The 26,292-nt window shown below is 72.8% G+C and carries 24 protein-coding genes; 14 read left to right on the forward strand and 10 right to left on the reverse strand.

Going from position 1 to position 26,292, the window contains the following annotated elements:
- Window positions 1-107: 107 nt before the first annotated feature.
- On the reverse strand, window positions 108-1,715 hold the full coding sequence (gene aceB / locus BKA00_RS01700) for a malate synthase A (RefSeq protein WP_185023244.1): 1,608 nt from the start codon (window positions 1,713-1,715) through the stop codon (window positions 108-110).
- Between the two features lie 220 nt (window positions 1,716-1,935).
- Between aceB and hflX the strand changes: the two genes are divergently transcribed.
- The 3 genes from hflX to BKA00_RS01715 all read left to right on the forward strand — a co-directional run bounded on the left by hflX (window position 1,936) and on the right by BKA00_RS01715 (window position 5,928).
- The gene (hflX, locus tag BKA00_RS01705; protein WP_185023245.1) at window positions 1,936-3,378 is read left to right on the forward strand and encodes a GTPase HflX; all 1,443 of its coding nucleotides are present in this window, start codon (window positions 1,936-1,938) and stop codon (window positions 3,376-3,378) included.
- A 454-nt stretch (window positions 3,379-3,832) separates the two neighbouring features.
- Window positions 3,833-5,047 carry an imidazolonepropionase gene (gene hutI / locus BKA00_RS01710; RefSeq protein WP_067631854.1) on the forward strand — a complete coding sequence of 405 codons (1,215 nt, stop codon included), beginning with the start codon at window positions 3,833-3,835 and terminating at the stop codon, window positions 5,045-5,047.
- Window positions 5,048-5,082: 35 nt separating this feature from the next.
- The gene (locus BKA00_RS01715; protein ID WP_185023246.1) at window positions 5,083-5,928 is read left to right on the forward strand and encodes a DegV family protein; all 846 of its coding nucleotides are present in this window, start codon (window positions 5,083-5,085) and stop codon (window positions 5,926-5,928) included.
- 13 nt (window positions 5,929-5,941) lie between these two features.
- On the opposite strand, the gene BKA00_RS01720 is transcribed toward BKA00_RS01715, so the two are convergent.
- The gene (locus BKA00_RS01720) at window positions 5,942-6,691 is read right to left on the reverse strand and encodes a helix-turn-helix domain-containing protein (protein ID WP_185023247.1); all 750 of its coding nucleotides are present in this window, start codon (window positions 6,689-6,691) and stop codon (window positions 5,942-5,944) included.
- 92 nt (window positions 6,692-6,783) lie between these two features.
- Here BKA00_RS01720 and BKA00_RS01725 point away from each other — a divergent pair, with 92 nt between their 5' ends.
- The 4 genes from BKA00_RS01725 to holA all read left to right on the forward strand — a co-directional run bounded on the left by BKA00_RS01725 (window position 6,784) and on the right by holA (window position 12,402).
- Window positions 6,784-8,070, forward strand: coding sequence for an MFS transporter (locus BKA00_RS01725; protein WP_230298519.1), 1,287 nt, complete (start codon window positions 6,784-6,786; stop codon window positions 8,068-8,070).
- A gap of 67 nt (window positions 8,071-8,137) precedes the next feature.
- The gene (locus BKA00_RS01730; protein ID WP_185023249.1) at window positions 8,138-8,851 is read left to right on the forward strand and encodes a ComEA family DNA-binding protein; all 714 of its coding nucleotides are present in this window, start codon (window positions 8,138-8,140) and stop codon (window positions 8,849-8,851) included.
- A 539-nt stretch (window positions 8,852-9,390) separates the two neighbouring features.
- Entirely contained in the window at window positions 9,391-11,322 is a 1,932-nt protein-coding gene (locus BKA00_RS01735) for a ComEC/Rec2 family competence protein (RefSeq protein WP_244993760.1), read from the forward strand.
- Window positions 11,323-11,448: 126 nt separating this feature from the next.
- A complete protein-coding gene (gene holA / locus BKA00_RS01740) occupies window positions 11,449-12,402 on the forward strand; it encodes a DNA polymerase III subunit delta (protein ID WP_185023250.1) in 954 nt (317 codons plus the stop codon).
- Window positions 12,403-12,527: 125 nt separating this feature from the next.
- Here the strand turns inward: holA and BKA00_RS01745 are convergent, their stop codons facing one another.
- On the reverse strand, window positions 12,528-12,956 hold the full coding sequence (locus BKA00_RS01745; protein WP_185023251.1) for an SRPBCC family protein: 429 nt from the start codon (window positions 12,954-12,956) through the stop codon (window positions 12,528-12,530).
- Window positions 12,896-13,816 (reverse strand): LysR family transcriptional regulator, encoded by a 921-nt coding sequence (locus BKA00_RS01750; RefSeq protein WP_185023252.1) that lies wholly within the window; start codon window positions 13,814-13,816, stop codon window positions 12,896-12,898. Before BKA00_RS01750 ends, BKA00_RS01745 begins: the two co-directional genes overlap by 61 nt.
- Window positions 13,817-13,884: 68 nt before the next feature.
- On the opposite strand from BKA00_RS01750, the gene BKA00_RS01755 reads away from it, so the two are divergent.
- On the forward strand, window positions 13,885-14,412 hold the full coding sequence (locus BKA00_RS01755; protein ID WP_185023253.1) for a hypothetical protein: 528 nt from the start codon (window positions 13,885-13,887) through the stop codon (window positions 14,410-14,412).
- Here BKA00_RS01755 and BKA00_RS01760 read toward each other — a convergent pair.
- Both BKA00_RS01760 and rpsT read right to left on the reverse strand, forming a co-directional pair.
- Window positions 14,354-14,890: an RNA 2'-phosphotransferase gene (locus tag BKA00_RS01760; protein WP_185023254.1), complete on the reverse strand. Its 537-nt coding sequence runs from the start codon at window positions 14,888-14,890 to the stop codon at window positions 14,354-14,356. The genes BKA00_RS01755 and BKA00_RS01760 overlap by 59 nt on opposite strands.
- A gap of 47 nt (window positions 14,891-14,937) precedes the next feature.
- A complete protein-coding gene (rpsT, locus tag BKA00_RS01765; RefSeq protein ID WP_185023255.1) occupies window positions 14,938-15,207 on the reverse strand; it encodes a 30S ribosomal protein S20 in 270 nt (89 codons plus the stop codon).
- A 241-nt stretch (window positions 15,208-15,448) separates the two neighbouring features.
- On the opposite strand from rpsT, the gene lepA reads away from it, so the two are divergent.
- Window positions 15,449-17,290 (forward strand): translation elongation factor 4, encoded by a 1,842-nt coding sequence (gene lepA, locus BKA00_RS01770; protein WP_185023256.1) that lies wholly within the window; start codon window positions 15,449-15,451, stop codon window positions 17,288-17,290.
- Between the two features lie 18 nt (window positions 17,291-17,308).
- Here lepA and BKA00_RS01775 read toward each other — a convergent pair whose 3' ends face one another.
- The 3 genes from BKA00_RS01775 to BKA00_RS01785 form a co-directional block, all read right to left on the reverse strand.
- Window positions 17,309-17,845: a DUF4870 domain-containing protein gene (locus BKA00_RS01775; protein WP_185023257.1), complete on the reverse strand. Its 537-nt coding sequence runs from the start codon at window positions 17,843-17,845 to the stop codon at window positions 17,309-17,311.
- 155 nt (window positions 17,846-18,000) lie between these two features.
- Window positions 18,001-19,404, reverse strand: a complete 1,404-nt coding sequence (locus BKA00_RS01780; RefSeq protein ID WP_185023258.1) for a hypothetical protein — start codon at window positions 19,402-19,404, stop codon at window positions 18,001-18,003.
- A 112-nt stretch (window positions 19,405-19,516) separates the two neighbouring features.
- On the reverse strand, window positions 19,517-20,401 hold the full coding sequence (locus BKA00_RS01785; RefSeq protein WP_185023259.1) for a hypothetical protein: 885 nt from the start codon (window positions 20,399-20,401) through the stop codon (window positions 19,517-19,519).
- Between the two features lie 170 nt (window positions 20,402-20,571).
- On the opposite strand from BKA00_RS01785, the gene BKA00_RS01790 reads away from it, so the two are divergent.
- Both BKA00_RS01790 and hemW read left to right on the forward strand, forming a co-directional pair.
- A complete protein-coding gene (locus BKA00_RS01790; protein ID WP_185023260.1) occupies window positions 20,572-21,012 on the forward strand; it encodes an antitoxin YezG family protein in 441 nt (146 codons plus the stop codon).
- A 53-nt stretch (window positions 21,013-21,065) separates the two neighbouring features.
- Window positions 21,066-22,274, forward strand: a complete 1,209-nt coding sequence (hemW, locus tag BKA00_RS01795; RefSeq protein WP_185023261.1) for a radical SAM family heme chaperone HemW — start codon at window positions 21,066-21,068, stop codon at window positions 22,272-22,274.
- 12 nt (window positions 22,275-22,286) lie between these two features.
- Here the strand turns inward: hemW and BKA00_RS01800 are convergent, their stop codons facing one another.
- The gene (locus BKA00_RS01800; protein ID WP_230298517.1) at window positions 22,287-23,099 is read right to left on the reverse strand and encodes a DUF3097 domain-containing protein; all 813 of its coding nucleotides are present in this window, start codon (window positions 23,097-23,099) and stop codon (window positions 22,287-22,289) included.
- A gap of 203 nt (window positions 23,100-23,302) precedes the next feature.
- Between BKA00_RS01800 and hrcA the strand changes: the two genes are divergently transcribed.
- The 3 genes from hrcA to BKA00_RS01815 all read left to right on the forward strand — a co-directional run bounded on the left by hrcA (window position 23,303) and on the right by BKA00_RS01815 (window position 26,285).
- The gene (gene hrcA, locus BKA00_RS01805; RefSeq protein ID WP_185023263.1) at window positions 23,303-24,313 is read left to right on the forward strand and encodes a heat-inducible transcriptional repressor HrcA; all 1,011 of its coding nucleotides are present in this window, start codon (window positions 23,303-23,305) and stop codon (window positions 24,311-24,313) included.
- The gene (gene dnaJ, locus BKA00_RS01810; RefSeq protein ID WP_185023264.1) at window positions 24,314-25,447 is read left to right on the forward strand and encodes a molecular chaperone DnaJ; all 1,134 of its coding nucleotides are present in this window, start codon (window positions 24,314-24,316) and stop codon (window positions 25,445-25,447) included. It begins immediately after the preceding gene.
- Between the two features lie 106 nt (window positions 25,448-25,553).
- Window positions 25,554-26,285 carry a 16S rRNA (uracil(1498)-N(3))-methyltransferase gene (locus BKA00_RS01815; RefSeq protein ID WP_185023265.1) on the forward strand — a complete coding sequence of 244 codons (732 nt, stop codon included), beginning with the start codon at window positions 25,554-25,556 and terminating at the stop codon, window positions 26,283-26,285.
- Window positions 26,286-26,292: the final 7 nt, after the last annotated feature.

Consider the following 26,292-nt stretch of genomic DNA (forward strand, 5'->3'; position numbering starts at 1 on the left):
TCTCCACCCTCTCCACGATCCCTCGCCCGCCGACCCGCCGCAAGGTCCGGCGGACCGTCCGGAACGCCTTTCCGGACGGTCCGCGGAGGCCGCCGGAGCCGGGCCCCCTACGGGAACTGCTGGTAGGCCGGCGTGGTGAGGAACTCGGAGTACTCGTCGGCCAGCGTGACCTCCTTGAAGAGCTCCACGGCCTGGTTGTAGCGGGGCTCGTTGTACGCCTGGCCGAGCTCCTCGCGGATCTTGCCCAGCTCCTCGTCCAGGAGCCGCTCCACCCACTCCCTGGTGATCTTCTGGCCCTCGGCGGTGGAGACGCCGTTGTAGATCCACTGCCAGACCTGGGAGCGGGAGATCTCCGCGGTGGCCGCGTCCTCCATCAGGTTGTGGATCGCGACCGCGCCGGCGCCGTCCAGCCAGGTGGCCAGGTAGCGCAGCGCCACGTCGATGTTGTTGCGAAGGCCCGCCTCGGTGATCTCACCCGGGGTCGCCTTGACGTTGAGCAGGTCGGCGGCGGAGACGTGCACGTCCTCGCGGAGCCGGTCGCGCTGGTTCGGCCTGTCGCCGAGAACGCCGTCGAACACCTCTCGGCAGACCGGGACGAGGTCGGGGTGGGCGACCCAGGAGCCGTCGAAGCCGTCGCCGGACTCGCGGGTCTTGTCGGCGCGGACCTTCTCCAGCGCGACCTTGTTGACCTCCTCGTCGCGGCGGGACGGGATGAACGCCGCCATGCCGCCGATCGCGTGGGCGCCCCGCTTGTGGCACGTCCGGACGAGCAGCTCGGTGTAGGCCCGCATGAACGGCGCGGTCATCGTGATCGCGTTGCGCTCGGGCAGCACGTAGTCGGCGCCCCGGTCCCGGAACTTCTTGATCACCGAGAAGAGGTAGTCCCAGCGGCCCGCGTTCAGGCCGGCGGAGTGGTCGCGCAGCTCGTAGAGGATCTCCTCCATCTCGAACGCGGCCGGGATCGTCTCGATCAGCACGGTCGCGCGGATGGTGCCGCGCGGGATCTCCAGGGCGTCCTGGGCGAGGTTGAACGCGTCGTTCCAGAGCCGCGCCTCAAGGTGGCTCTCCATCTTCGGCAGGTAGAAGTAGGGGCCCTTGCCCTTGTCCAGCTGCCTGCGGCCGCAGTGGAAGAAGTACAGGCCGAAGTCGAACAGCGACCCGGACATGGGCTCGCCGTCGACGAGCAGGTGCTTCTCCTCCATGTGCCAGCCGCGCGGCCGGACGACGATCGTCGCGAGCTCCCCGTCGTCCTTCAGCGCGTAGGACTTGCCGCTCTTGGCGTCGGTGAAGTCGATGGTGCGGTCGAGGGCGTCCCGCAGGTTGAGCTGCCCCTCGACCATGTTGTTCCACAGCGGGGTGTTGGCGTCCTCGAAGTCGGCCAGCCACACCTTGGCGCCCGAGTTCAGCGCGTTGATCGTCATCTTCCGGTCCGTCGGGCCGGTGATCTCGACGCGGCGGTCCTCCAGGCCGGGCGCGGGCGCGGCGACGCGCCAGGAGTCGTCGCCGCGGACGCCGGCGGTCTCGGGCAGGAAGTCGAGCGTCCCGCCGGCGGACAGCTTGCGCTGGCGTTCCGCGCGCGCCTCCAGCAGCTCCTTGCGGCGGGTGCCCAGCTCGCGCTGCAGGGCGGCGAGCAGGCCGAGCGCCTCGGGGGTCAGGATCTCCTCGTACCGCTCGCCGAGGGGTCCGGTGACCTCGATGCCTTCCAGTCCAGCCATCTGCCTGCCCTTTCGTATAGCGAAATTCGACTTCTGTTGTGTGGAGAACGGTACTCGCCGGTACGGAGGCCGGTCAAAGCGGGGTTCCCTGCAGACCTCCCCGCGCGCGCTTGCGTCAACCCAAGGGGAAACAGGGTGATAACCAGGTGACCGCTGGGGACGGCGCGTGAGACGATCGCCGGGGAAGATACGGCCGCGAAGCGGCGTTCTACGAGGACATATGACACAACCTTTCTCTGCAGACCAGACCCAGACCCAGACTCCTGACGAGATCGAGTACGAGCCCCTGACGGGCGAGCTCGACCTGGAAGACCGGCGGGCGCTTCGCCGCGTCGCGGGCCTGTCCACCGAACTGACCGACGTCACCGAGGTCGAGTACCGGGCCCTCCGGCTGGAGCGCGTCGTGCTCGTCGGCGTGTGGACGGAGGGGACGGCCGCGGAGGCCGAGAACTCCCTGCGCGAGCTGGCGCTACTCGCCGAGACCGCGGGCTCGCAGGTGCTCGAGGGACTCGTCCAGCGCCGGACCCGCCCCGACCCGGCGACCTACATCGGCTCCGGCAAGGCGGCGGAGCTGCGCGACATCGTCATCTCCACCGGCGCGGACACCGTCATCTGCGACGGCGAGCTGGCGCCGAGCCAGCTGCGGCACCTGGAGGAGACGGTCCAGGTCAAGGTGATCGACCGGACGGCGCTGATCCTGGACATCTTCGCCCAGCACGCCAAGAGCCGCGAGGGCAAGGCGCAGGTGGAGCTCGCGCAGCTCGACTACCTGATGCCGCGGCTGCGCGGCTGGGGCGGCAACCTGTCCCGGCAGGTCGGCGGGCGCGCCGCGGGCGGCGTCGGCATCGGCGGCCGCGGCCCCGGCGAGACCAAGATCGAGCTGGACCGGCGGCGCATCCGCACCCGGATGGCCAAGCTGCGCCGCCAGATCGCCGAGATGTCCAAGTCGCGCGACACCAAGCGCGGCGAGCGGCGCCGCCACCAGGTGCCCGCCGTGGCCATCGCCGGCTACACCAACGCGGGCAAGTCGTCCCTGCTCAACCGGCTCACCGGCGCCGGGGTGCTGGTGGAGAACGCGCTGTTCGCCACCCTCGACCCCACCGTCCGGCGCGCCGAGACGCCGGGCGGCCGCGCCTACACCCTGGCCGACACCGTCGGGTTCGTCCGGCACCTGCCGCACCAGCTCGTCGAGGCGTTCCGCTCGACGCTGGAGGAGGTCACCGACGCCGGGCTCGTCCTGCACGTCGTCGACGGCTCCGACGCCGACCCCGAGGCGCAGATCGACGCCGTCCGCGAGGTGCTGCGCGAGATCGGCGCGGACCGCATCCCCGAGATCATCGTGATCAACAAGGCGGACGCCGCCGACGAGCTGGCGATCGCGCGCCTGCAGCGCCGCGAGCCGCACAGCGTCGTCGTGTCCGCCCGCACCGGGTTCGGCATCGAGGACCTGCGCGCCGCGATCGAGGCCGACCTGCCGGGTCTGGAGAGCGAGCTGCACGTCCTGGTGCCCTACGAGCGCGGCGACCTCGTCGCGCGCGTGCACGAGCGCGGCGAGGTCCTCAAGCAGGAGCACGTCGCCGAGGGCACCGTCCTGCACGCCCGTCTCCCCGTCGACCTCGCGGGCGAACTGGCCCAGTACGAGACGGTCTCGCCGACCGCGTGAATCCCTTGCCCACCGGGCGCCTCCGCAGGGGCCCGGTGGGTTTGGGACGGTCACAGTGACCTATTCGAGGACGCCCGAAGTCACCCCTTGGTCGCCGAACGGTGACAGCTTCCCCAATCCGCTTGACGGTGCTGTTGAAATCCGTACCGTCGTAGAGCCAAGGGGCGGGGTGATGGGTGTCGATGTGCTGCGATCAGAGGTTGTCGGACCGACGGTCCGTGCACTACCGTGACGAAACCGATATCTCCGGTCTCGTTGCCAGCGGTGGCCCCCCGGCCACCCGACCCTCCACAGGTGGAGCCGCCGGCACCCAGTCGGCGTTTCGGATCGAGAGCAGGTGGCCCAACCATGGCAGGTCCGAACGCTCGAACGAGGGACCGCGGCCCGCACCGTCGCCCCACGGCATCCTGCACCGCGCTCACGTGCGCATGGCCCCCTCCAGGTCGGTGACCCTATGACGGTACGGCTGTTGACGAACATCGGCAGGCTCTGGACGGGCACCGACGTCTGCAGCAACGCCGCGGTGCTCATCCACGACGACCGCATCGTCTGGGCCGGGCCCGCCTCCGACCTCCCGCAGAGCGTCCCCGGCATCATCGACGACATCGTCGACGTCGACCACGTCGAGAACCTCGGCGGCGGCCTCGTCACGCCCGGCCTCATCGACGCCCACTCCCATCCCGTCTACGCGGGCAACCGGTGGGCCGAGCTCGCCATGCGCACCAGCGGCTCGTCCCACTCGGCCATCACCGCGGCGGGCGGCGGCGTCAACTCCACCGTGACCGTCACCCGGGGCACCGACCCCTGGACGCTCTGCAACGGCGTCCGCGAACGGCTCCGCCAGTGGATCCTCGCGGGCACCACCACCGTCGAGGCCAAGACCGGCTACCACCTCACCCGCGACGGCGAGCTCGCCGACATCCGGATGCTGCGGTCGCTGGAGGGCGAGCCCTCCATGCCCCGCATCCACGCCACGTTCCTCGCCGCGCACATCCTGCCGCCCGAGTTCTTCGGACGCCGCCGCGACTACATCGAGGCCGTCCGCCTGTGGGCCGGCGACGCCGCCGTCGCCGGCGCCGACTCCATCGACGTCTACTGCGACGAGGGCCACTTCACGGCCGAGGAGGCCCGCGCCCTCCTGCTCACCGGCAAGCGCGCCGGCCTCAAGGCCCGCATGCACGCCTGCGCCAACGAGCGCATCGGCGCCGCGCAGGTCGCCGCCGAGGTCGGCTGCGCGTCCGCCGACCTGCTCACCCAGGCCAACGACGACGACATCAAGGCCCTCGCCCACGCCGGCGTCACCGCCACCGTCTGCCCCGGCAGCTCCCTCAACAGCAGCCGCGCCCCCGCGCCCGTCCGGCAGATGCTCGACCGCGGCGTCACCGTCGCCCTCGGCACCGACCACAATCCCGGCCAGTGCGGCATCACCTCCATGCCCCTCGTCATCGGGCTCTCGGTCGCGATGTTCGGGCTCAGCGTGACCGAGGCGCTGCGCGCCGCCACCCTCGGCGGTGCCGCCGCGCTGCGCGTCGGCGACCGCGGCTCCCTCGCCCCGGGCATGCTCGCCGACATCGTGCTGTGGGACGCCGACCACGAGGGTGCCTTCGCCTGGGCGTTCGGGCTCCGCGCCCTGCGCATCTGGCGCGGCGGCGTCCCCGTCCAGCCCTGACGGAGGACGCGCGGCGGGCGGGTAGTGTCGCCGGCATGGGCAGTGCGGTCGCGGTCGTCACCGATTCCACCGCCTACCTTCCCCCCGGGCTCGCCGAACGGCACGGGCTGACCGTCGTCCCCCTGCAGATCGCCGTCGGCGGCACCACCCGGGACGAACGCGACATCAGCACCGCCGAAGCCGCCCGGGCGCTGAAGGAATGGCACCCCGTCACCACGTCCCGTCCCGCGCCCCGGCGGTTCGCCGACGCCTACGAGGCCGCCGCCGCCTCGGGCGCGCGCGAGGTGGTCTCCGTGCACCTGGCCTCCGCCATGTCGGGCACGGTCGAGGCCGCGCGGCTCGCCGCCGAGGACGCCCCCGTGCCCGTCCGGGTCGTCGACAGCGGCACCGTCGGCATGGGCCTCGGATTCGCCGCCCTCTCCGCGGCCGCCGCCGCGATGGCGGGCGGGTCCGCCGACGACGCCGTGTCCGCCGCCACCCGGCGGGCCGGGCTCACCCGCTCCCTCATCTACGTCGACACCCTGGAGCACCTGCGGAGGGGCGGCCGGATCGGCGCCGCCGCCTCCCTGTGGGGCTCCGCGCTGATGGTGAAGCCGCTCCTGGAGATCACCCACGGGCGCATCGCGCCGCTGGAGAAGGTCCGCACGTCCTCGCGGGCGCTGGCCCGGCTGGAGGAGCTGGCCGTGGCCGAGGCCGGAGCCCGGCGGGTCGACCTCGGCGTCCAGCACCTCGCCGCCGCCGCCCGCGCCGAGACCCTCGCCGCCCGCCTGCGCGAACGCGTCCCGCACGTCCAGGACGTCTACGTCGGCGAGGTCGGCCCCGTCATCGGCGCCCACGTCGGCCCCGGCATGGTGGGCGTCGTCATCGCACCCCAGCTCTGACCCGCAGGGCACCTCAGGGACGCAGGAGGCGGCGCAGGACGGTCGGCGGGCGACCGGTCTCCGCCCTGACCGTCCGGGTGAGGTGCGCGTGGTCGGAGAAGCCGAGGTCGGCGGCGAGGCCGGACAGGTCCCGCTCGCCCTGCTCCAGGCGGTCCAGTGCGAGCCCGACGCGGATCCTGTTCCGGTAGCGGGTCAGGGACATGCCGGTCTCGCGGCGGAACGTCCGGCTCAGGTGGGAGGGGGAGACCTCGAGGAGGCGCGCCAGCGAGACGAGCCCGGCCGCTTCCTGACGGCCGCTCGCCATGGCCTCGCGTGCTTCGTCGACTAGGGCGCGGCGCTTCCCGCCCTGCTCGTCCACGGCGAGGTGGGCGAGCAGCTCCATCAGCCGCTCGGCCGTCTCGAAGGCCACGTCGGGGCCGGAGCGCAGGAGGAGGCGATGTGCGACGTCTGCCCGCGCGCTGACCCTGACCGTCCCGGACGGGCGCCGCCACAGGCCGGGGGAGAGCGTGATCGACGTGCACACGTCGCCGCCCGCGGGATGCGCGAACTGGCCCTCCTCACCGACGGTCTGGGCATAGCCCATGGTGCGGTCGACGACGGCGCGTCCGTGGCGCGACCGCATGCGGAACCGCCCCGACCGCACCAGGACGATCTGATCCCCGGTGAACGGCTCGGGCTCCGACCATCCGGGCTGGTGCCCCGTGCAGCGCACCGTGTGGACAGAGAAGTCTTCCGTCTCCGCCACGGTGGTCGATTCACGCATGCCCGCCATCGTACGCAGGGGCAAACATCTTCAAGCGCCGCCGGACGGCCGCCCAGCACACTCGCGGAATGGTCGGACGATGGCTTCTAACGGTGCTGCTCGCGGGGCAGGCAATGGTGTCGATGGACGGCTCCATCGTGGCGGTGGCGATGCCGGACATCGCGGAAGGTCTGCACGCGTCCGGCTCTCTGCTGCAACTCGTCACGGGCGGCTACATCTTCGCCTTGGCCGTCCTCGTGGTCACGGGCGCGCGACTGGGCGACAGCTACGGCCACCGCACGATGTTCTTCCTAGGGCTGTTCGGCTTCACGGTCGCCTCGCTGGCGTGCGGGTTGGCGCCGACCGGTGCCGTCCTTGTCGCCGCGAGGATCTGCCAGGGTGCAGCGGCCGCACTCCTGCTTCCGCAGGTCCTCTCTTTGATCCAGCTGTCCTTCGAGGGGGCGGCCAGGGCGCTTGCACTCGGCCTGTACTCGATGGTCCTGGCGTTGGGGGTCGCCCTGGGCCAGGTGGCAGGAGGCGTCATCGTGACCCTCGGCGGCAGTTGGCGGCCCATCTTCCTGGTCAATGTCCCTGTGGGGGCCGTGCTCCTCGCCATAGGACCACGTCTGATGCCGCCGGAACACAGGAAGGCCGTCCGCCTGGACGTGCCCGGCGTGCTCCTCCTCTCTTGCGGCATGGGCGCGCTCGTCGTACCCCTGGTTCTCGGCAGGGAACAGCACTGGCCGCTGTGGACGTGGCTGTCGATAGCAGCGGGATGCGTTGTGCTCACCATCTTCTGCGTCCATGAGCTGAGAACGGCGTCGCCGCTTCTGGACCTTTCGGTGCTGCGCAGACCGTTCATCAAGCCCGGCCTGTTCGCCTCCTGCGCGGTGATGGGCGCTTACACCGGCTTCCTCTTCACGCTCGCGCTCTACCTGCAGAACGTGCTCGGCTTCTCGCCGCTCCACGCCGGGCTCACGTTCCTCCCGTACACGGCGGGCTTCGCGACGGCGGGCCTGGGATGGACACGCCTGCCCCTTTCTCTCAGAGGAAACCTGCCGACATGGGGCCTGCTCACGTTCGCCGCCGCCGCTTCGGCACTGGCCCTCCTGACCCGGGACGGCTGGCCGGTGCTCCTGGCGGTGCCCCTCCTGTACGCCGCCGGGGCGGGTCACGCCGCCGCCTTCAGCCCTCTGGTCGACCGGATCACCGGGGCCGCGGGACCGGCGCAGGCCTCGTCCGTCTCCGCCCTGACGAACACGGGCGCGCTGCTGTCGAACGTCTTCGCGATCGCCGTCTTCGGTGGCGTCTACCTCGCGACGCCCGGCACGTTGACCCGCGTCGCGGCCCTCCTGACGGCGCTGCTCGTCCTCGCGGCCGCGGCGTCCCGGCGCCGCTGACCCAGGGTTATCCACACTTTCCGAACTCCGCGCACCCGCCCGACCGGCCTCCTTAACGTCGGGCTCCATGAGACCTGACATCGAAGACCGCCTGCACGCCCTCACCGGCCGGTGGAAGCCGTCCGCCGCCTCCGCCGACGCGCCGCCGGCCGCCCGGTTACGCGCGGCGCCCGACCGCTCCCACGTCCGCATGCTCGTCCTCGTGGGCTTGCTCGCCGCGCTGGTGGCCGTCGGATACCTCTGGCTGGCCCGGCCGCGTCCCCAGCCGGCGGCCCCCGCGGCGACCGCCTCCCTCAGCGCACCGCGTCCGACCCTGTCGGCGGGCCCGGCGGCCGCGGCGTCCTCCCCGGTGGTCGTCCACGTCCTCGGCAAGGTCGAGCACCCGGGCGTGGTCACCCTGCCGTCCGGCTCCCGGGTCGCCGAAGCCATCAAGGCCGCGGGCGGCGTCCGTCGGGGCGCGAAGACAGGCACCCTCAACCTGGCTCGCCCCCTGGTGGACGGCGAGCAGATCCCGGTCGGCGTGCGCGCGCCTTCCCCGTCCCCACCGCCGCCCGGCGGCGCGGCCCCGACCGCCACGGGCGCGCCCGGCGCCCCGCTCGACCTGAACGCGGCCACCCCCGACCAACTGGACGGCCTCCCCGGCGTGGGCCCCGTCCTCGCCCAGCGCATCGTCGCCTACCGGACCCAGCACGGCGGCTTCCGCTCCGTCGAGCAACTCCAGGACGTCAGCGGCATCGGAGCCCACCGCTTCGCCGACCTGAAGACGATGGTCCGCGTATGACCCACGACCTCCGCCTCCTGGCCCCGGCCCTCGCCACCTGGCTCGCGGCCGCCGCGACCATAGGGCTGCCCGAGCCCCTCATCTACGGCCTGGCCGCGACCGCCGCCACCGCGTCCCTCTACTTCCTGACCACCCACCGCCCCCAACCCCAGCCAGACGCCACCGCTCCGCAACACCCAGCCGACGCGAGCGGCAACGGGCGTGCTCGCCCGTTCGGCGAGCGTTTTGCGAGCGCGCTCGGCTCGGATGCCGGTACTGCGCGGCGCGTGGGCGGCGGCCGGCGTGGGGGCTTGCCCAGGCGACTTGCCTCAATCGCAGGGCGCGCGGATGGAGGCACCGCGCGGGGTTCGGGTGATGTGCGGCGGCTTGTGGCCGGAGCGGCTCTGGCGTGTGCCGCGGCGTCGGCCTGCGGAGTGGCGCTGCGGACGACGGCCGTCGGGACGGGGCCCGTGCGCGAACTGGCCCGGGCGGGGGAATTCGCGACGGCCGAAGCCGTGGTGACCGGGGACCCGCAGCCGAAGCCCGGGAACGGACGGCCGATGATCATCATTCGGGCCCGCGCGGAGGCCGTGGGGCGAACCGGGGTCCGCGTCCCGGTGCTGCTGATCGCCGCCGATCCCCGCTGGCTCCGCCCGATCCCCAGCCAGCGCGTGCGGCTCCGCGGCCGGTTCGTGCCGCCCCGGGGCCCCGGCCTGCTCGCCGCGGTCGTGATCGTCCGCGGGCCGCCGACCGTCCTCGGGCCGCCGTCGGCGATCCAGCGGGCCGCCGAGCACGTGCGGGCGAACCTGCGGGCGGCCGTGGCGCGGCTTCCGCCCGACAGGCGCGCGGTGCTTCCGGGAATGGTCGTCGGCGACACCTCGCGCCTCGACCCCGAACTCGCGGAGGAGTTCCGGATCGCCGGGCTCACCCACCTCCTCGTGGTCTCCGGCGCGAATCTGGCGATCGTCGTCGGGGCGGTCCTCGGGCTGTGCCGTCTCGCCGGGCTCGGGCGGCGCCGGGCCCCGCCCGTCGCCGTCCTCGCGGTGTGCGCGTTCGTGGTCGTCGCCCGTCCGGAGCCGAGCGTCCTCCGGGCGACCGTCATGGGCCTGATCAGCCTCCTGGCGCTGTTCACCGGACGGCAGCGCCAGGGCCTGCCCGCCCTGGCGGCGGCGGTGCTGCTCCTCGTGCTCATCGACCCGGAACTGGCGCGCTCCTACGGGTTCGCGCTGTCGGCCCTCGCGACGGCCGGCCTGCTCGTCCTGGCCCCGGCCTGGCACGAGCGGCTCGCCCGCCGGATGCCGGACCCGCTCGCGGCCGCCCTCGCCGTCGCGGCCGCCGCCCAGGTGGCCGTCGCGCCCGTCCTGGTGATGCTCTCCGGGGAGATCGGCGTCGTCTCCGTGTTCGCCAACCTGCTCGCGGCCCCGGCCGTCGCCCCCGCCACCCTCCTCGGCGCGCTCGCCACGGTCACCGCCCCCCTCTCCCTGCCGCTCGCCCGCGTGATCGTGTGGCCCGCCGGCCTCGCCGTCGGCTGGATCATCTGGGTCGCGCGGACCGCCGCGTCCCTGCCCTACGCGACGATCCCCTGGACCAGCGGCGCCCTCGGCGCCGCCACGCTTCTCCTGGGCGCCGGGGCGGCGGCCCTGGCCCTGCGCAGCCACCTCCTCCGCCTCATCGCGGCCGCGGCCATGACCGGCGTCCTCGTCGGGGTCATCGCCTTGCGCGTCATCGCCCCTTCCTGGCCGCCACCCGGCTGGCAGATGGTCGCCTGCGACGTCGGCCAGGGCGACGCCCTGGCGCTGTCGGCCGGCCCCGGACAGGCCGTCGTCGTGGACACCGGCCCCGAGCCCGCCCCGGTCGACCGCTGCCTTCACCGCCTCGGCGTGACCGACGTTCCGCTCCTGGTGCTGACCCATCCCCACGCCGACCACATCAACGGCGTCTCCGGCGTCCGCCACGGCCGCACCGTCCGCGAGGTCCTGATCACGCCCCGCACCTCGGGCCGCGAGGCCCGCCACACGTCCGGCCTCCGCACCGATCCCGCCGAGACCGGCGGGCAGTGGCGCGTCGGAGACCTCACCCTCTCCGTCCTCGCCCCGCTGACCGCCGCCCCCGCCCTGTCACCCGAGGACGACGGCACCACGATCAACAACGCGAGCGTGGTCCTCGTCGCCCGCAGACCCGGCTTCAGCGCCCTCCTCGCCGGCGACGTGGAACTGGAGGCGCAGCGCGCCCTGGAAGCGAGCGTCCCCCACGTCCAGGTGCTGAAGGTCCCTCACCACGGCTCACGCAGCCAAGACCCCGCCTTCCTGGCCGCCGCCCAAGCCTCCATCGCCCTGATCTCGGTCGGAGCGCACAACGACTACGGCCACCCGTCCGCCGCCACCCTCGACCTCCTGCGCCGCCTCCACACACAGATCCACCGCACCGACAAGGAAGGCGACATAGCCATAGCCCGCACCACATCCGGCATCGCGACCATCACCCGCCACTGACCGCCCCCGGCGAGGCCGGAGGATACAGAGCGCCACAGCCAGTGGCCGCACGCTCACCCCGAATCCGCCGCCGGGGGATCCCCACGGTTGGACGCGGGCGTGCGCGGGGCGTGGCATGCTGCAGGGGTGTCGGTTGAGTCCATCATTCTGGTCGTCGGTGACGAAGAGCTGCTGGTTGAGCGGGCGATCGGGGACGTCGTCGCGTCCGTCCGGGCGGGGGACCCGGACATCGAGGTCATCGATCTCGCACCGGGGGGCCTGGAGCCGGGGCGCATCTCGGAGCTGACGTCGCCGTCGCTGTTCGGCGGCGGGAAGGTGCTCGTGCTGCGGTCGGCGCAGGATCTGGGCAAGGACCTGACGGCCGAGGTGCTGAAGTACGCCAAGACGCCGGCGGAGGACGTCGTGCTCGTCGCCGTCCACCCCGGCGGCGCCAAGGGGAAGGCCCTGGTGGACGGGCTGACCAAGCTCAACGCGCGCAAGATCGCATGCCCGAAGGTCACCAGGGCGGGGGAGCGGGTCGACTTCGTCCGGGGCGAGATCCGCAAGGCGGGCGGAAAGATCTCGGCGGACGGCGCGCGAGGGCTGATCGAGGCCGTCGGAAACGACCTGCGCGAGCTGGCCGCGGCCTGCAGCCAGCTCGTCGCCGACACCGGCGGCAAGATCGACGATGCGGCCATCGCCCGCTACTACCGGGGCCGCGCCGAGGTCAGCGGCTTCACCGTGGCGGACAAGGCGATCGAGGGCCAGCTCGCCGAGGCCCTCGAGCAGCTCCGCTGGGCTCTGGCGACGGGGGTGGCCCCCGTCCTGATCGTCAGCGCTCTCGCCCAGGGCGTGCGCGGACTGGCGAAGGTCGGCGGCGCTCCGCGCGGCGCGCGGGGAGCGGCACTGGCCAAGGACCTGGGCATGCCGCCGTGGAAGATCGACCGGGTGCAGAAGCAGCTGCGCGGCTGGTCGGGGGACGGGGTCGCGCGGGCGCTGACCGCCGTCGCCGAGGCCGACGCGGAGGTCAAGGGCGGCGCCGCCGACCCGGCCTACGCCCTGGAGAAGACCGTCGCCCGCATCGTCGCCGCCCGCAACTGATTCCCTGCCTGGTCGGCGCGTGTCAGGGCGCACTGCACGGCGGCTGGGACGCCGACCTGCGCCGGCGGACGCTCGGCATCATGGTCGCCGGCCTCCGCACGCCTGCTTGACGACCGCCGGAGGCGCTAGCGGGTGGGCCGTTGTTCCGCCTTGGCCTTCAGTCCCTGGGCCTCCATCGTCACGTAGCGGCGGGTGAGGCGCCCGGCCAGGAGGGCGAAGACGGGGGCCAGGGGGCCCTTCTGGTCGAGGGTGAGGCGGACGGTGGACCCGCCGTCGGGGGTGGGGACGATTTCGTGGGCGCCGGTCGTGGTGACGCCCGTGGAGCGGGACTCCCAGGTGAAGGTCCTGTTGTCGTCGAAGGCGGTGACGGTCCAGACGGCCGCGGGGAGTTTCGGCTGGTGGACGCGGGCCCGGCTGCCGAGGGTGAAGGGCTCGTCCAGGAGTTCCACGCGGTCCATCGAGGCGGTCATGTCGGGCCAGCGCTCGACGTCCTTCAGGAGGTTCCAGACGGTCTCGGGCGGGGCGTCGATGTCGACGGAGGTCTCGAAGTGCACGGCGCGCTCCTCAGTGATGTGCGGACGGCGGTCAGGAGCCCGGTGACGAGGGGGTCGTCGGCCCTGTCCGGCAGGTGGAGAGCGTAGTAGGGGACGGCGGGCAGGTCGACGATCTCGCGCGCGGTGAGGCCCGGGGGAGGGGGGACGCAGCCGTTGACGACGGCGAGGCCGACGCCGAGGGACGCGAAGTGCAGCATCAGGGGCCAGCCCGCGGCCTCGACGGCCAGGGACCACGGCACCTCGGCGGCGCGCAGGGCGCGTTCCAGGGTGATGCGGTGCGGGCCGGCCGGAGGCGGGACGACGAGGGCGGCGCCGGCGAGGTCGGCGAGGGTGAGGTGCGGCCTCGCGGCGAGGGGGTGGCCGTCCGGCATGACGAGCGTCTGGGGGTAGGACGCCAGCGGCACGGCGGTGATGTCGGCGGGCAGCACGTCGAGCACGGCGACGCCGAGGTCGGCGCGGCCGGTGCGGACGGCGGCGAGGGTGCGGGCGCGGTCGCCGTTGATCAGGCGGACGCCGGGGCGGACGGCGCCGCCGAGCAGGTAGAGGTAGGCGCCCTCCCCGGCGGCCAGGGCCGGGACGCGGGAGGGGGACGTGCCGTGGACCTCCGCGAGGAACGCCGTCATGCGGGCGTCGAGGTCGCGGGCGAAGCGGGCCACCTGCTCGCCGGCGGGGGTGAGGGCGAGGCGGCGCCCGTGCCGGGTGTAGAGGGGGCGGCCCAGCGTGTCGCCGAGCTTCTGCACCTTGACGTGGAGGGCGGGCTGGGAGATGTGGAGCGCCTCGGCGGCGCGGGTGAAGTTGAGATGGTCGGCGAAGACCGCGAACGAGGCGAGCGCGTCCGTGGAGAGGCGGCTCAGGTCCATAGGCATGGACTATAGCCATAGGGGTGATTCATAGTTCTGTTTTAGGTGCTCAGGCCGAAGGTGGGGGCATGAACAGCGAACCGCGGCTCGGCGTCGATTTCGGCCGGGTCATCCATGGCGGGCTCCGGGCGCCCGGTGAGGACGACACCGTGTTCCTCGACGGGAGCTTCGAGGAGGCGCTCGCGTCCCCCGCGACGGACGGCGTCTACGAGGTGCTGCCCGGCCTGATCGAGGCGTTCGGGGGGCGGGCGTGGATCATCTCCAAGTGCGGCGACCGGATCCGGGACAGGACGCTGGCCTGGCTCGACCACCACGACTTCTACGGGCGGACGGGCCTGCCGCGGACCAACGTCCGGTTCTGCCGGAAGCGGCCGGACAAGGCGCGGCACTGCGCGGAACTCGGGATCACCCACATGATCGACGACCGGCTGGACGTGCACCGCGCCATCCGCGAGATCGTCCCGTACCGGTACCTGTTCGGGCCGGAGGAAGGGCCCGGGTGGGTGCGGCACGTCCCCGACTGGGCCGCCGCGGAGGTCATCCGCTCAGATATTCCGGTGGGACCGCGTCGATCAGCCACACGCCGTTCGCGCTGACGCGGAACTCGTGGCCGTCGGCCGCCATCCGGCCGGCCTGGACGGTCAGCACGACGGGGGCGCCGCGCCGGGCGCCGACGCGGCGCGCCGTCTCGGGGTCGGGTGACAGATGGACGGCGTGCCGCCCCATGGGCAGCAGGCCCTCCCGCAGGATGGGGTCGACGGAGCCGCGCACGGTGCCGTGGTACAGCAGTTCCGGCGGGGGCGTCACCGGCAGGTTCAGCGAGACGGGGACCGAGTGGCCCTGGACGGCCCGGATCCGGTTCCCGGCGAGCTCGTAGCGCCTCTTGTCGTTGACCGCCACCACGTGTTCGAGTTCGGCGCGGGTGAGCGCGAACCCGTGGGCAGCCGCGGCCGCGAGCAGGGCGGTGACGTCCGCCCAGCCCTCGGCATCGAGCGTGAGCCCGATCCGCTCGGGGCGGTGCCGCAGGTGCTTGGCGAGATACTTGGAGATCTTGACCGCGCGGCGCTCGTCCATGGACATGCGTCGGGGCCGGCGCGCGGCCGGCCCCGGGCGTGCGGCTCCTACTTGGCCTGCAGGGCGGCGGCCTGCCTGGCGATCGCCGACTTGCGGTTGGCGGCCTGGTTCTTGTGGATGACGCCCTTGCTGACGGCCTTGTCCAGCTTGCGCGCAGCGACCCGCTGCGCGGCGACGGCGTCGTCCACGTTGCCGGCCTCGGCGGCTTCGCGGAACTTGCGGATCACCGTCTTCAGCTCGGACTTGACGGCCTTGTTGCGCAGGCGGGCCTTCTCGTTCTGCTTGTTGCGCTTGATCTGGGACTTGATGTTAGCCACGTCGTAGAGCCTCAGCTTGGTCGCGATCCTGGGCCTGCGCGTATCGGCAGGCGCTGACGAAATGTCTGAACGGGGGCGGGACGGTGCCCCCGGGGCACGACGCTACGCCACACGCAGTCGCACAGCTTACCAATCACCGGGGCCGGTCCCAAACCGGACCGTGCACGGAGCATCGAGCGGGACATGGGACTATGGGAGACACAGATCCCTGTCCACCTGTGAGCATTGCGAACGGACCCCGGTGCCAGCGCCCCAGCCTGACAAGACCGATCCCGCGATCATCCGCAACTTCTGCATCATCGCGCACATCGACCATGGCAAGTCGACCCTCGCGGACCGGATGCTGCAGCTGACCGGAGTGGTCGAGGAGCGCCAGATGCGCGCCCAGTACCTCGACCGCATGGACATCGAGCGCGAGCGCGGCATCACGATCAAGAGCCAGGCGGTCAGGCTGCCCTGGACGTCCGGCGGCGTCGACCACGTCCTCAACCTGATCGACACCCCCGGCCACGTCGACTTCTCCTACGAGGTGTCGCGGTCGCTCGCGGCGTGCGAGGGCGCGGTCCTGCTGGTGGACGCGGCGCAGGGCATCGAGGCGCAGACGCTCGCCAACCTGTACCTGGCGCTCGAGGCGGACCTGCACCTGATCCCCGTCCTGAACAAGATCGACCTCCCGGCGGCGCAGCCGGACAAGTACGCCGAGGAGCTGGCGGGGATCATCGGCTGCGAACCGTCGGACGTGCTGCGCGTGTCCGGCAAGACGGGCGAGGGCGTCCGCGAGCTGCTCGACAAGATCGTCCAGGAGGTGCCGGCGCCGGTCGGCGACCCCGACGGCCCGGCCCGGGCGCTGATCTTCGACTCGGTGTACGACACCTACCGGGGCGTCGTCACCTATGTCCGGATCATGGACGGGCACCTGTCGCGGCGCGAGAAGAGCCTGATGATGTCGACCGGGGCCGCGCACGAGACCCTGGAGGTCGGCGTGATCTCCCCGGAGCCCAAGCCCGTGCAGGGCCTCGGCGTCGGCGAGGTCGGCTACCTGATCACCGGGGTGAAGGACGTCCGGCAGGCGCGCGTCGGCGACACCGTGACCGGCGCGTCCCGGCAGGCGGTCCAGGCGCTCGGCGGCTACCGCGACCCGAAGCCGATGGTGTTCTCCGGCCTGTACCCGGTGGACGGCGACCAGTACCCGGAGCTGCGCGACGCGCTCGACAAGCTGCGGCTGAACGACGCCGCGCTGGTCTACGAGCCCGAGACGTCGGCGGCGCTCGGGTTCGGGTTCCGCTGCGGCTTCCTCGGGCTGCTGCACATGGAGATCGTCCGGGAGCGGCTGGAGCGCGAGTTCGACCTGTCGCTGATCTCGACCGCGCCGAACGTGGTGTACCGGGTCGTGATGGAGGACGGGACGGAGCACGTCGTCACCAACCCCAGCGAGTTCCCCGAGGGCAAGATCGGCACCGTGTACGAGCCGGTGGTGAAGGCGACGGTGCTGTCCCCGTCCGACCACATCGGCGCGATCATGGAGCTGTGCCAGGGCCGCCGCGGCGTGCTGCTCGGCATGGACTACCTGTCGGAGGACCGCGTCGAGATCCGCTACACGCTGCCGCTCGCCGAGATCATCTTCGACTTCTTCGACCAGCTGAAGTCGAAGACGCGCGGGTACGCCTCGCTCGACTACGAGCCCAGCGGCGAGCAGGAGTCCGACCTCGTGAAGGTCGACATCCTGCTGCAGGGCGAGTCGGTGGACGCCTTCAGCCAGATCGTGCACAAGGACAAGTCCCGCGAGTACGGCCTGATGATGACGGCCAAGCTCAAGGAGCTGATCCCGCGGCAGCAGTACGAGGTGCCCATCCAGGCCGCGGTCGGGGCGCGCATCATCGCCCGCGAGAACATCCGCGCGATCCGCAAGGACGTCCTCGCCAAGTGCTACGGCGGCGACATCTCCCGCAAGCGCAAGCTGCTGGAGAAGCAGAAGGAGGGCAAGAAGCGGATGAAGACCATCGGGCGGGTGGACGTCCCGCAGGAGGCCTTCGTCGCCGCCCTCTCGACCGGGGGCGGCGACGCCGACAGGAGCAAGAAGTAGCCGCCGCTCCAGCGGCTCCTACTTCAGCAGGGGCCAGGCCACCGCGGACGGGACGCGCCGGAACTCGCCGCGGTTGGCGGCCCTGCCCGCGTAGACCAGGAAGAACATCTCCACGGCCGTGAAGATCAGCGGCACCCAGATGAGGAAGTCGGCGACCAGCGACAGCAGGCCGAAGACGAACCACACGGCGATCGCCGCGATGCCCATGTTGAGGCCCTGCGCGGCGTGCCTGCGCACGAACGGCGAGCGGGCCTTGCCGAGGTAGACGACGGCCGGGGCGATCGCGCCGACGAGGAACTGCCCCACGTACGCCATCAGCGACCACGTCTTCTCGTCGTCGGTGACGGGGCCGAAGTGGCCGGGTATCTGGGCGGTGTCGTTCCCGCCCTGGAAGTCGTTCCCGCCCGGAGGCGGCTGCTGCTGCCAGCCCATGCCGCCCTGGGGTTGCTGCGGCTGCTGCTGCCAGGCGTTTCCGGGCTGCTGCCAGGGGGCCTGCTGCTGCTGCCACTGGGGCTGCTGTCCCTGGCCGGGCGACGGGGGGTGCCCGTAGGCCATGGCGGACGTCCTCTCCGGTTCGTTATGAGAACTATTGGCGAAGTGTATGACTCCTTGGACGCCTGTGGAGTTCGCCCGGGTTCCCAGGAACGGGCGGGCCCGTGGCCGATTCATGCCACGGGCCCACCGGGGGAGGTACGACGCCTGGTGAGGTGTCAGGGCCGCCAGAGGACGGCGGACGGGTTCGCCTGCGTGAGCGTGACCGAGCCCTTCCACTCGACCGCCGAGGGCTGCGGCAGGAACGAGTCGCCCAGGAAGAACCCGCGGTTGATGGACGTCACGGTGGCGGGCGCACCGTTGTCCCCGGTTCCGGTGGGGCGGCGGAGGGCCTCGATGCCCGCGATGTCGGAGATCTTGGTCCCCTCCGGCAGTTCGACGGTGGTGGCGACGGCGCCGTCGCGGTCGATCGACCAGGTCGGCTCGTCGTGGTCGGAGCGGTAGAGCCGGGACGGGTCGGACCTGAGCCGCACCCCGAGCGCGACGCCCGGCACGGACCCCGACCCGGTCGCGGCGCCCGTCGCCTTGGCGAACTCCACGAACAGGTACGTCCGCTGGTCGCCGACCTCGCGCGTCGCCGGATCGGACGGGTTCTCGATCTTCTTCTCGCGGACCATCTCCTGCGCGGCGATCCGGTAGGTCCACGGTTCGCGGTCCATGACGGCCTCGCGGGCCCGGCCGTCCGGGCGCGTGCCGGTGGCGTCCAGCAGGAAGCGCAGCGGCGGGTCCGGCGAGACCACGTCGCACATGTTGTTGTTCTGGGTGCAGGTCTGCAGGACGGGGTGGTCGCCTTCGTAGCGGCCGGTGAACTTCAGGGTCAGGTGCATCGGCGCCTGGTAGACGGCGGTGCCGTCCACGCGCCGGCCGGACGCGTCCACCTCGACCCGGTAGATCCACTCGATGTCGGTCGTCCGGCCCCAGCGGGCCATCAGCGCGGGGGTGTCGGTACCGCCGTCCTCGTTGCTCCACACCACCGAGTACTCGATGATCTTGTGGCCGGGGGCGGTGGCGGGGCGGGTCTCGTGCCAGGCGAGGAGCGGGGTGTCGGTGGTCGCGTTCTGGTAGGGGTCGCCGAACGGCCAGCCGGTCCGCCCGACGACGACGGGCGCGTGCCGCAGGGCGAGGGCGTCCGCCTCCGGCATGCGGACCGCGGTGCGCCGGAGCGTCACCCGCCGTGCGGCGGGCGCGCTGCCCTTGGCGAACCGCAGCGTCACCTTGTGGCGTCCCTTCCCGACGTGTCCGAGCCCGAGGCTGCGGGGGACGGGGTCGGACGACGGGACGACGAGGTCGGTCACATGGCTCCCGTCGACGGCGATCGACACGACGGCCGACTCGGCGCCCTCGCGGACCCAGGAGACGCCCGGGGCGGACGCGGTGAAGGAGATCACCGCCTCCCCGTCCCGGCGGGCGGTGAACGGCAGCGACCGGGCGGGGCCGCCGCGGTGGACGTTGATCGTGCCGGGCGGCCCGGCGGCGTGGGCGGGGGCGGTGAGGGCGAGGGGAGCTCCGGCGAGGGCTGCGCCGGTCACGGCGAGCACGGCATGGCGCGCGCGGCTTCTCATGATCGGGGAACCTAGGCGGCCGCGGTTGCGTTCCGGTGACGGCACGGTCCCCCGTGGGTGTCGGCTCCGTGTGCGCCGGGGGACCGGCGCCCGTCGGGAGGCTCCGCGCGCGTCAGGAACCGGCCCACAGCGGCGACAGCCCCGCCGGCACCCCGAGGGACACGCCGGTGAACCGCTCCGCCTCGTCCGCCCCGTCGGGCGCGTGGAGGGTCAGCCCGGAGGCCGCCAGCCGGACGGAGCGGCCGCGCCTGACGATCTCGTGGTCGAGCTCCCGCAGCAGCGCGACGACGTCGCCGGCGGGCTCGTCGAGCAGGTCGACGCCGTCGAGCCGGAAGCGCATCTCGGGGTTGCCGCTCCAGCCGGGCGCCCGCGTCCCGCAGATCTGCGCGAGCCGCTCGACGCCGTCCTCGCTCCGGCCGGTGGACAGCGCCAGCGTCCCGCGCCCCACCCGGACGCTGCGGTGCCCGGCCCACCCGCACAGGAACGACGACTTCGGCGGGAGGGTGCCGCAGCGCTCGGCGACCGCGGCGAGGGTCGTCCAGGCGTCCGCGGCGCGCGTGGAGAACAGCAGGCTGGCGTCCGGCAGCAGCGCCCCGCGCCCCGGCTCCAGCGTGACCACGAACGGCGGCACCCGGCCGGGGAACCGCGCGGGATCGGGCTCCCGGAGGGTGACGATGCCCTCCCACTCGACGGGCTCCGCCACCGCGAACCAGGTGACCGCGGCCTCGACGCCGAACTCGCGGAACGTCGCGTCGGTCAGCCGCTCGGCGACCGCGTCCCGCAGCCCGTCGGCCGTCTCGGCGAGCCTGCGGCGCCACCACGCCGGCTCCGGGTCGGACCGGCCGCGCGGGGACCAGCGCGTCCCCGCGCCGGCGAAGTCCGAGCGCCGCTCGGCGCCCGCGTCGTCCACCAGCACCCAGTGCCAGCCGTCCGGCTCGCCGCGCAGCAGCACCCGGGCGGGAACGCGTCCCCGGCCGGTCGCACCCTCATTTCGCATCCGGACGACCTTATCCGTATTCGTTGCGGCTCCTCAGGCGGTCGGCGGCGCAAGTCGCGCCGGTCGGCCGCGACACGGCGGCGGCTGCTTGGCATGGGCGCCGATGGCGGTACGGTCGGACGGGTACGGTGCCTTGATCAACCGAACCCGGCCGACCTCGCGGAGGCAGCGTGACCCACCCCGACCAGGTTCTGCGTTCCGAGAAGGAGCGGGAGACGGTGAACGGCGCCGTGCGCGCGCTGCGCTCGGCCGCCCCCGCGGGCTGGCAGCGGCTCGACTTCGAGTTCCGCGCGACGGTCGGCATCGACAGCGCCTCCTTCGAGGTCGAGGGCCCGGGCGGCGGCCGCCGGACGGCCCTGCCCCCGGGCCAGGCCGTCGGGAAGATGGACGAGCTGCGCCGCGTCATGTACCGGTCCGGCAAGGGCGCCTGGTTCACCGCGCGCCTCCAGGTCGAGCGCTCCGGCCATTTCAGCGCCGAGTTCGACTACGACGGCGAGCCCGAGTTCACCCCGCCGCTGGCCCCGTCCGCGTACGTCCAGGACCTCGACCGCTTCCCCCGCGCGGCCGAGCACATCCCCGACTGGCTCCGCGACAAGCTCGGGGAGGCCTGACCGGCCGGGGAAGCCCGGTCGAAGCAGGCGGCGGAGGGGGGCAGACTTGGAAGGTGCCCTCGACGCTTCCTGATGGCGATCCCGTACCGTCCGACGGTGCGCTGCCCGCTCATGCCCTGGACGGCCTCGGAAAGCGCCCGTTCGCGTTCTACGTGCACGTGCCCTTCTGCGTGACCCGGTGCGGGTACTGCGACTTCAACACCTACACGGCGACGGAGCTGGGGCCTGGGGCGAGCCGCGACTCCTACGCCGACACCGCGGTCCACGAGGTCCGCATGGCCCGGCGAGTGCTCGGGGACGTGGACCTGCCCGTGGAGACCGTCTTCGTGGGCGGCGGCACGCCGACCCTCCTCTCACCGGACGATCTGGGCCGCGTCCTTTCCGCCATCGACGCCGAGTTCGGGCTCGCCCCGGGCGCGGAGGTCACCACCGAGGCGAATCCCGAGTCGGTGGACGAGGCCTACATCGCCAAGCTCCGCGAAGCGGGCTTCACGCGCGTCTCCTACGGCATGCAGAGCGCGCGCGAGCACGTCCTGGCGGTCCTGGAGCGCGCGCACACGCCCGGACGCGTCCCGCAGGTCGTCGAGTGGACGCGCAAGGCGGGCTTCGAGCACATCAACCTCGACCTCATCTACGGAACGCCGGGGGAGACCGACGACGACTGGAGAGGCTCCCTGGAGGCGGCCCTGGCGGCAGAGCCCGACCACGTGTCCGCCTACGCGCTCATCGTCGAGGAGGGCACCCGCCTGGCGGCGCAGGTGAGGCGCGGCGAACTGACCGCCCCCGACGACGACGCCATGGCCGACCGCTACCTGATCGCCGACGAGCTGCTCAGCGGCCACGGCCTGCACTGGTACGAGATCTCCAACTGGGCCGCCGACCCGCGCGCCGCCTGCCGGCACAACATGCTCTATTGGACGGGCGCCGACTGGTGGGGCGTCGGCCCCGGCGCCCACAGCCACGTGGGCGGCACCCGCTGGTGGAACGTCAAGCACCCCGCCGCCTACGCCGCCCGCCTCGCCGAGGGCACCACCCCCGCCCACGCCCGGGAGATCCTCACCGACGAGGACCGGCACATCGAACGCGTCATGCTCGAACTGCGTCTGGCCCAGGGCTGCCCTGCCCACCTCCTGGACGGCGAGGCCGCCCGCGGAGCGATAGCCGACGGCCTGATCGAGCCCGCCCCCTACGAACAGGGCCGAGCCGTCCTCACCCTCAAGGGCCGCCTCCTGGCCGACGCGGTGGTCCGAGCCCTCACCTGACCTCCCCCTGGGCTAGCCGGTCACGAAGTCGATGAGTTCTTCCACGCGGCCGAGGAGGGCGGGTTCCAGGTCGGTGTAGGTGTTCACCGAGCCGAGGATGCGTTTCCAGGCGGCGCCCGTGTCGTCGCCCCAGCCGAGTTCGGCGATCACGCCTTCCTTCCAGGGGATGCCGCGGGGGACGCGGGGCCAGGCGCGGATGCCGACGGCGGCGGGCTTGACGGCCTCCCAGATGTCGATGAACGGGTGGCCGGCGACGAGGACGTACGGCGAGGTGACCTGGGCGGCGATCCGCGACTCCTTGGACCCCTCCACGAGGTGGTCGACCAGGACGCCGAGGCGCCGTCCCTCCTCGGGGGCGAACTCCTCGACGATGGCGGGCAGGTCGTCCACGCCTTCGAGGTACTCGACGACGACGCCCTCGACGCGCAGGTCGTGGCCCCAGATCCTCTCGACCAGCTCGGCGTCGTGGAGGCCCTCCACGTAGATGCGGCTCTCCTTGGCGACCTGCGCCCGCAGGCCCTGGACGGCGATCGAGCCCGAGGCCGAACGCGCCGGGCCCGCGGGCGCGGCGGCCGGCCGGACGAGGGTGACCGGCTTCCCGTCGATGAGGAACCCGGACCTGGTCAGCGGGAACACCCGGCGCTTGCCGAACCGGTCCTCCAGGGTGACGCCGAACTTGTCGCAGCCGACCACGGCGCCGCAGAAACCGCTGCCGGGATCCTCGGCGACCAGGCCGGGCTCGGCGGGCACCTCGGGGATCTGGCCTTTGCGGGGCCTGCGCCAGTCGCCGCCGAGCACGTCGTTTCCGTAGTTCTTACTCCGCACAGATCCGCACATTAACCGGGCGGGACGCCCGCGCCGCGGCGCCCCGTGTTCCTCGGCGTGGCGCCTGTTCCGCGGCCGGATAGGATCACGCAGCCATACGGAGAGTGCTGGGCGCTCCAGCCGAGCCTTCCGGGCCGTAGACTTGGCACTCGAAAGCAAGGAGTGCCAGTAGCACGGACCGGCCGGACGAAGGAGGTGACATCGTGCTGGACGACCGGAAACTAGCGGTCCTGCGCGCCATCGTCGAGGACTACGTCTCCACCAACGAGCCGGTGGGCTCCAAGGCGCTGGCCGACCGGCACAACCTCGGTGTGTCGCCCGCGACCATCCGCAACGACATGGCGGTGCTGGAGGAGCAGGGCTACATCGCCCAGCCCCACACCAGCGCCGGGCGCGTCCCCACCGACAAGGGCTACCGGCTGTTCGTCGACCGGCTGTCCACGATCAAGCCGCTGTCGGTCGCCGAGCGCCGCGCCATCGAGACGTTCCTGACGGGGGCCTACGACCTCGACGACGTCGTCGGCCGGACGGTGCGGCTGCTCGCGCAGCTGACCCGGCAGGTCGCGGTGGTGCAGTACCCGTCGCTGACCCGCTCGGCGGTGCGGCACGTGGAGCTGGTCCCGGTGGCGGAGGGGCGGCTGCTGCTCGTCCTGATCACCAACACCGGCCGGGTCGAGCAGCGCGTCATCGAGACCGGGCAGATCTCCGAGGAATCGATCGGCCACCTGCGGGCGTTGCTGAACACGTGCCTGGACGGGCTCGGCTTCGGCGATGTCCCGGCGGCCGTGGCGGACCTGCCCGACAAGGTGGGCCCGGACGAGCGGCCGGTCGCGGCGGCGGTCCTGTCGGTCCTGCTGGAGACGCTCGTCGAGAAGCACGAGGAGAAGATCGTTTTCGCCGGCGCGGCCAACCTCGCCGCCGTGGACTTCTCGCAGAGCCTGCGGGAGGTGCTGGTGGCGCTCGAGGAGCAGGTGGTCCTCATGCGGCTGCTCGGCGAGACCGGCGACTCCTCTACAGTTACGGTGCGGATCGGCACCGAGAACCCCGACCTGGGGCTCAAGTCGACCTCGGTCGTCGCCGCCGACTACGGGGTGGGCGACCTCACTCTGGCCCGGCTGGGAGTGCTCGGGCCGACACGCATGGATTACCCCAGCACGATGGGAGCGGTACGGGCAGTGGCACGCTACGTGGGACAGATCCTGGCGGGGTCGTAAGTGGCGAACGACTACTACGCGACCCTGGGCGTCCGGCGGGACGCCAGCGCCGACGAGGTCAAGAAGGCCTACCGCCGGCTCGCGCGGGAGCTCCACCCGGACGTCAACCCGGATCCGGAGACCCAGGAGCGGTTCAAGGAGATCACCCAGGCCTACGAGGTGCTCTCCGACCCCAAGAAGCGCGAGATGTACGACCTCGGCGCGGACCCGTTCGCGTCCGCGGGCGGAGCGGGCGCCGGCGGGTTCGGCGGCGCCGGGTTCCCGTTCAGCGACATCATGGACGCCTTCTTCGGCACGGCGACCTCGCGGGGCCCCCGGTCGCGCGCCCGGCGCGGCCGCAACGCGACGCTGCGGGTCGAGCTCGACCTCGCCGAGACCGCGTTCGGCACCACCCGGGAGCTGTCCATCGACACGGCGGTCGCCTGCACGACCTGCGAGGGGTCGGGCTGCGCGCCCGGCACCCACCCGGACACGTGCGAGACCTGCCACGGCCGCGGCGAGGTGCAGCAGGTCCAGCGCTCGTTCCTCGGCCAGGTCATGACGGCCCGGCCGTGCCCGGCGTGCGGCGGCTTCGGCTCGGTGATCCGCAACCCGTGCACCGAGTGCTCCGGCGACGGCCGGGTCCGCACCCGCCGCACCGTCAAGGTCAAGATCCCGGCGGGCGTGGAGAACGGCATCCACATCCAGCTCGCCGGCGAGGGCGAGATCGGCCCGGGCGGCGGCCCGCCCGGCGACCTGTTCCTGGAGATCGTGGAGAAGCCGCACCCGATCTTCGAGCGGGAGGGCGACGACCTGCACTGCACGGTCGAGATCCCGATGACCGCGGCGGCGCTCGGGACCAGCGTCACGATCGAGACGCTGGACGCCGCCGAGAGCGTCGACATCAAGCCCGGCACGCAGTCGGGACAGGTCATCACCCTCTACAACCGGGGCGTCCGGCACCTCAACGAGAGCGGCCGCGGCGATCTGATGATCCACGTCAACGTGGAGACGCCGAACAGGCTCGACGAGGAGCAGGAGGAGCTGCTGCGGCAGCTCGCGGTGCTGCGCGGCGAGGAGCGCCCGCCCGGCAGGTTCGCCCCCGGGCAGCGCGGGGTGTTCTCCCGTCTCAAGGACGTGTTCAACCAGCACTGAAGCGCGGTGGCGGCGGCCTACGAGGAGGGCCGCCGCGGCGATTGAGGAGCACGGTGGCAGCGATGAGCGACGCCGGCCCGGGCCCCGCCTCCCCCGGACGGCGCGGGTGAGCCCGCCGGTCTTTCTCGCCGGGACGGGCGAGCTGGAGCGCGACAGCGTCCTGCTGGACGGGCCCGAGGGCCGGCACGCGGCGGCCGTGCGGCGGCTGCGGCCGGGCGAGCGGGTCGACCTGACCGACGGTGAGGGCCTGCTGGCCGAGTGCGTCGTCACCGCGGCCGACCGGGCGTCCCTCACCCTGGACGTGCTGGCCCGGCACCGGGAACCCCCGCCAGCGCCCCGCCTGGTGGTCGTCCAGGCTCTCCCGAAGGGCGACAGGGGCGAGCTCGCGGTCGAGACCATGACCGAGGTCGGCGTGGACGAGATCGTCCCGTGGTCGGCGTCCCGGTGCGTCACCCGCTGGCGCCCGGAGCGCCGCGACAAGGCCCTCGGGCGCTGGCGCGCGACCGCCCGCGAGGCCGGCAAGCAGGCGCGGCGCGGCCGGCTGCCCGAGGTCGCGGAGCTGGAGTCCACCGAGGACGTCGCCGAGCGGATCGCCCGCGCGTCCCTGGCACTGGTCCTGCACGAGGAGGCCGAGGCGCCGCTGAGCGCCGTCGAGCCGCCCGCGGGGGGCGACATCGTCCTGGTGGTCGGCCCCGAGGGCGGGATCAGCGAGGACGAGCTGGAACGCTTCGGCGCGGCGGGCGGGCGCCCCGCGCGGCTCGGCCCGACCGTCCTGCGCACCTCGACGGCGGGCGTCGCGGCGGCCAGCGTGCTGCTGGCCGCCACCGGCCGCTGGTAGCGCCGGC

This window comes from Actinomadura coerulea (assembly GCF_014208105.1).
Taxonomy (GTDB): Bacteria; Actinomycetota; Actinomycetes; order Streptosporangiales; family Streptosporangiaceae; genus Spirillospora; species Spirillospora coerulea.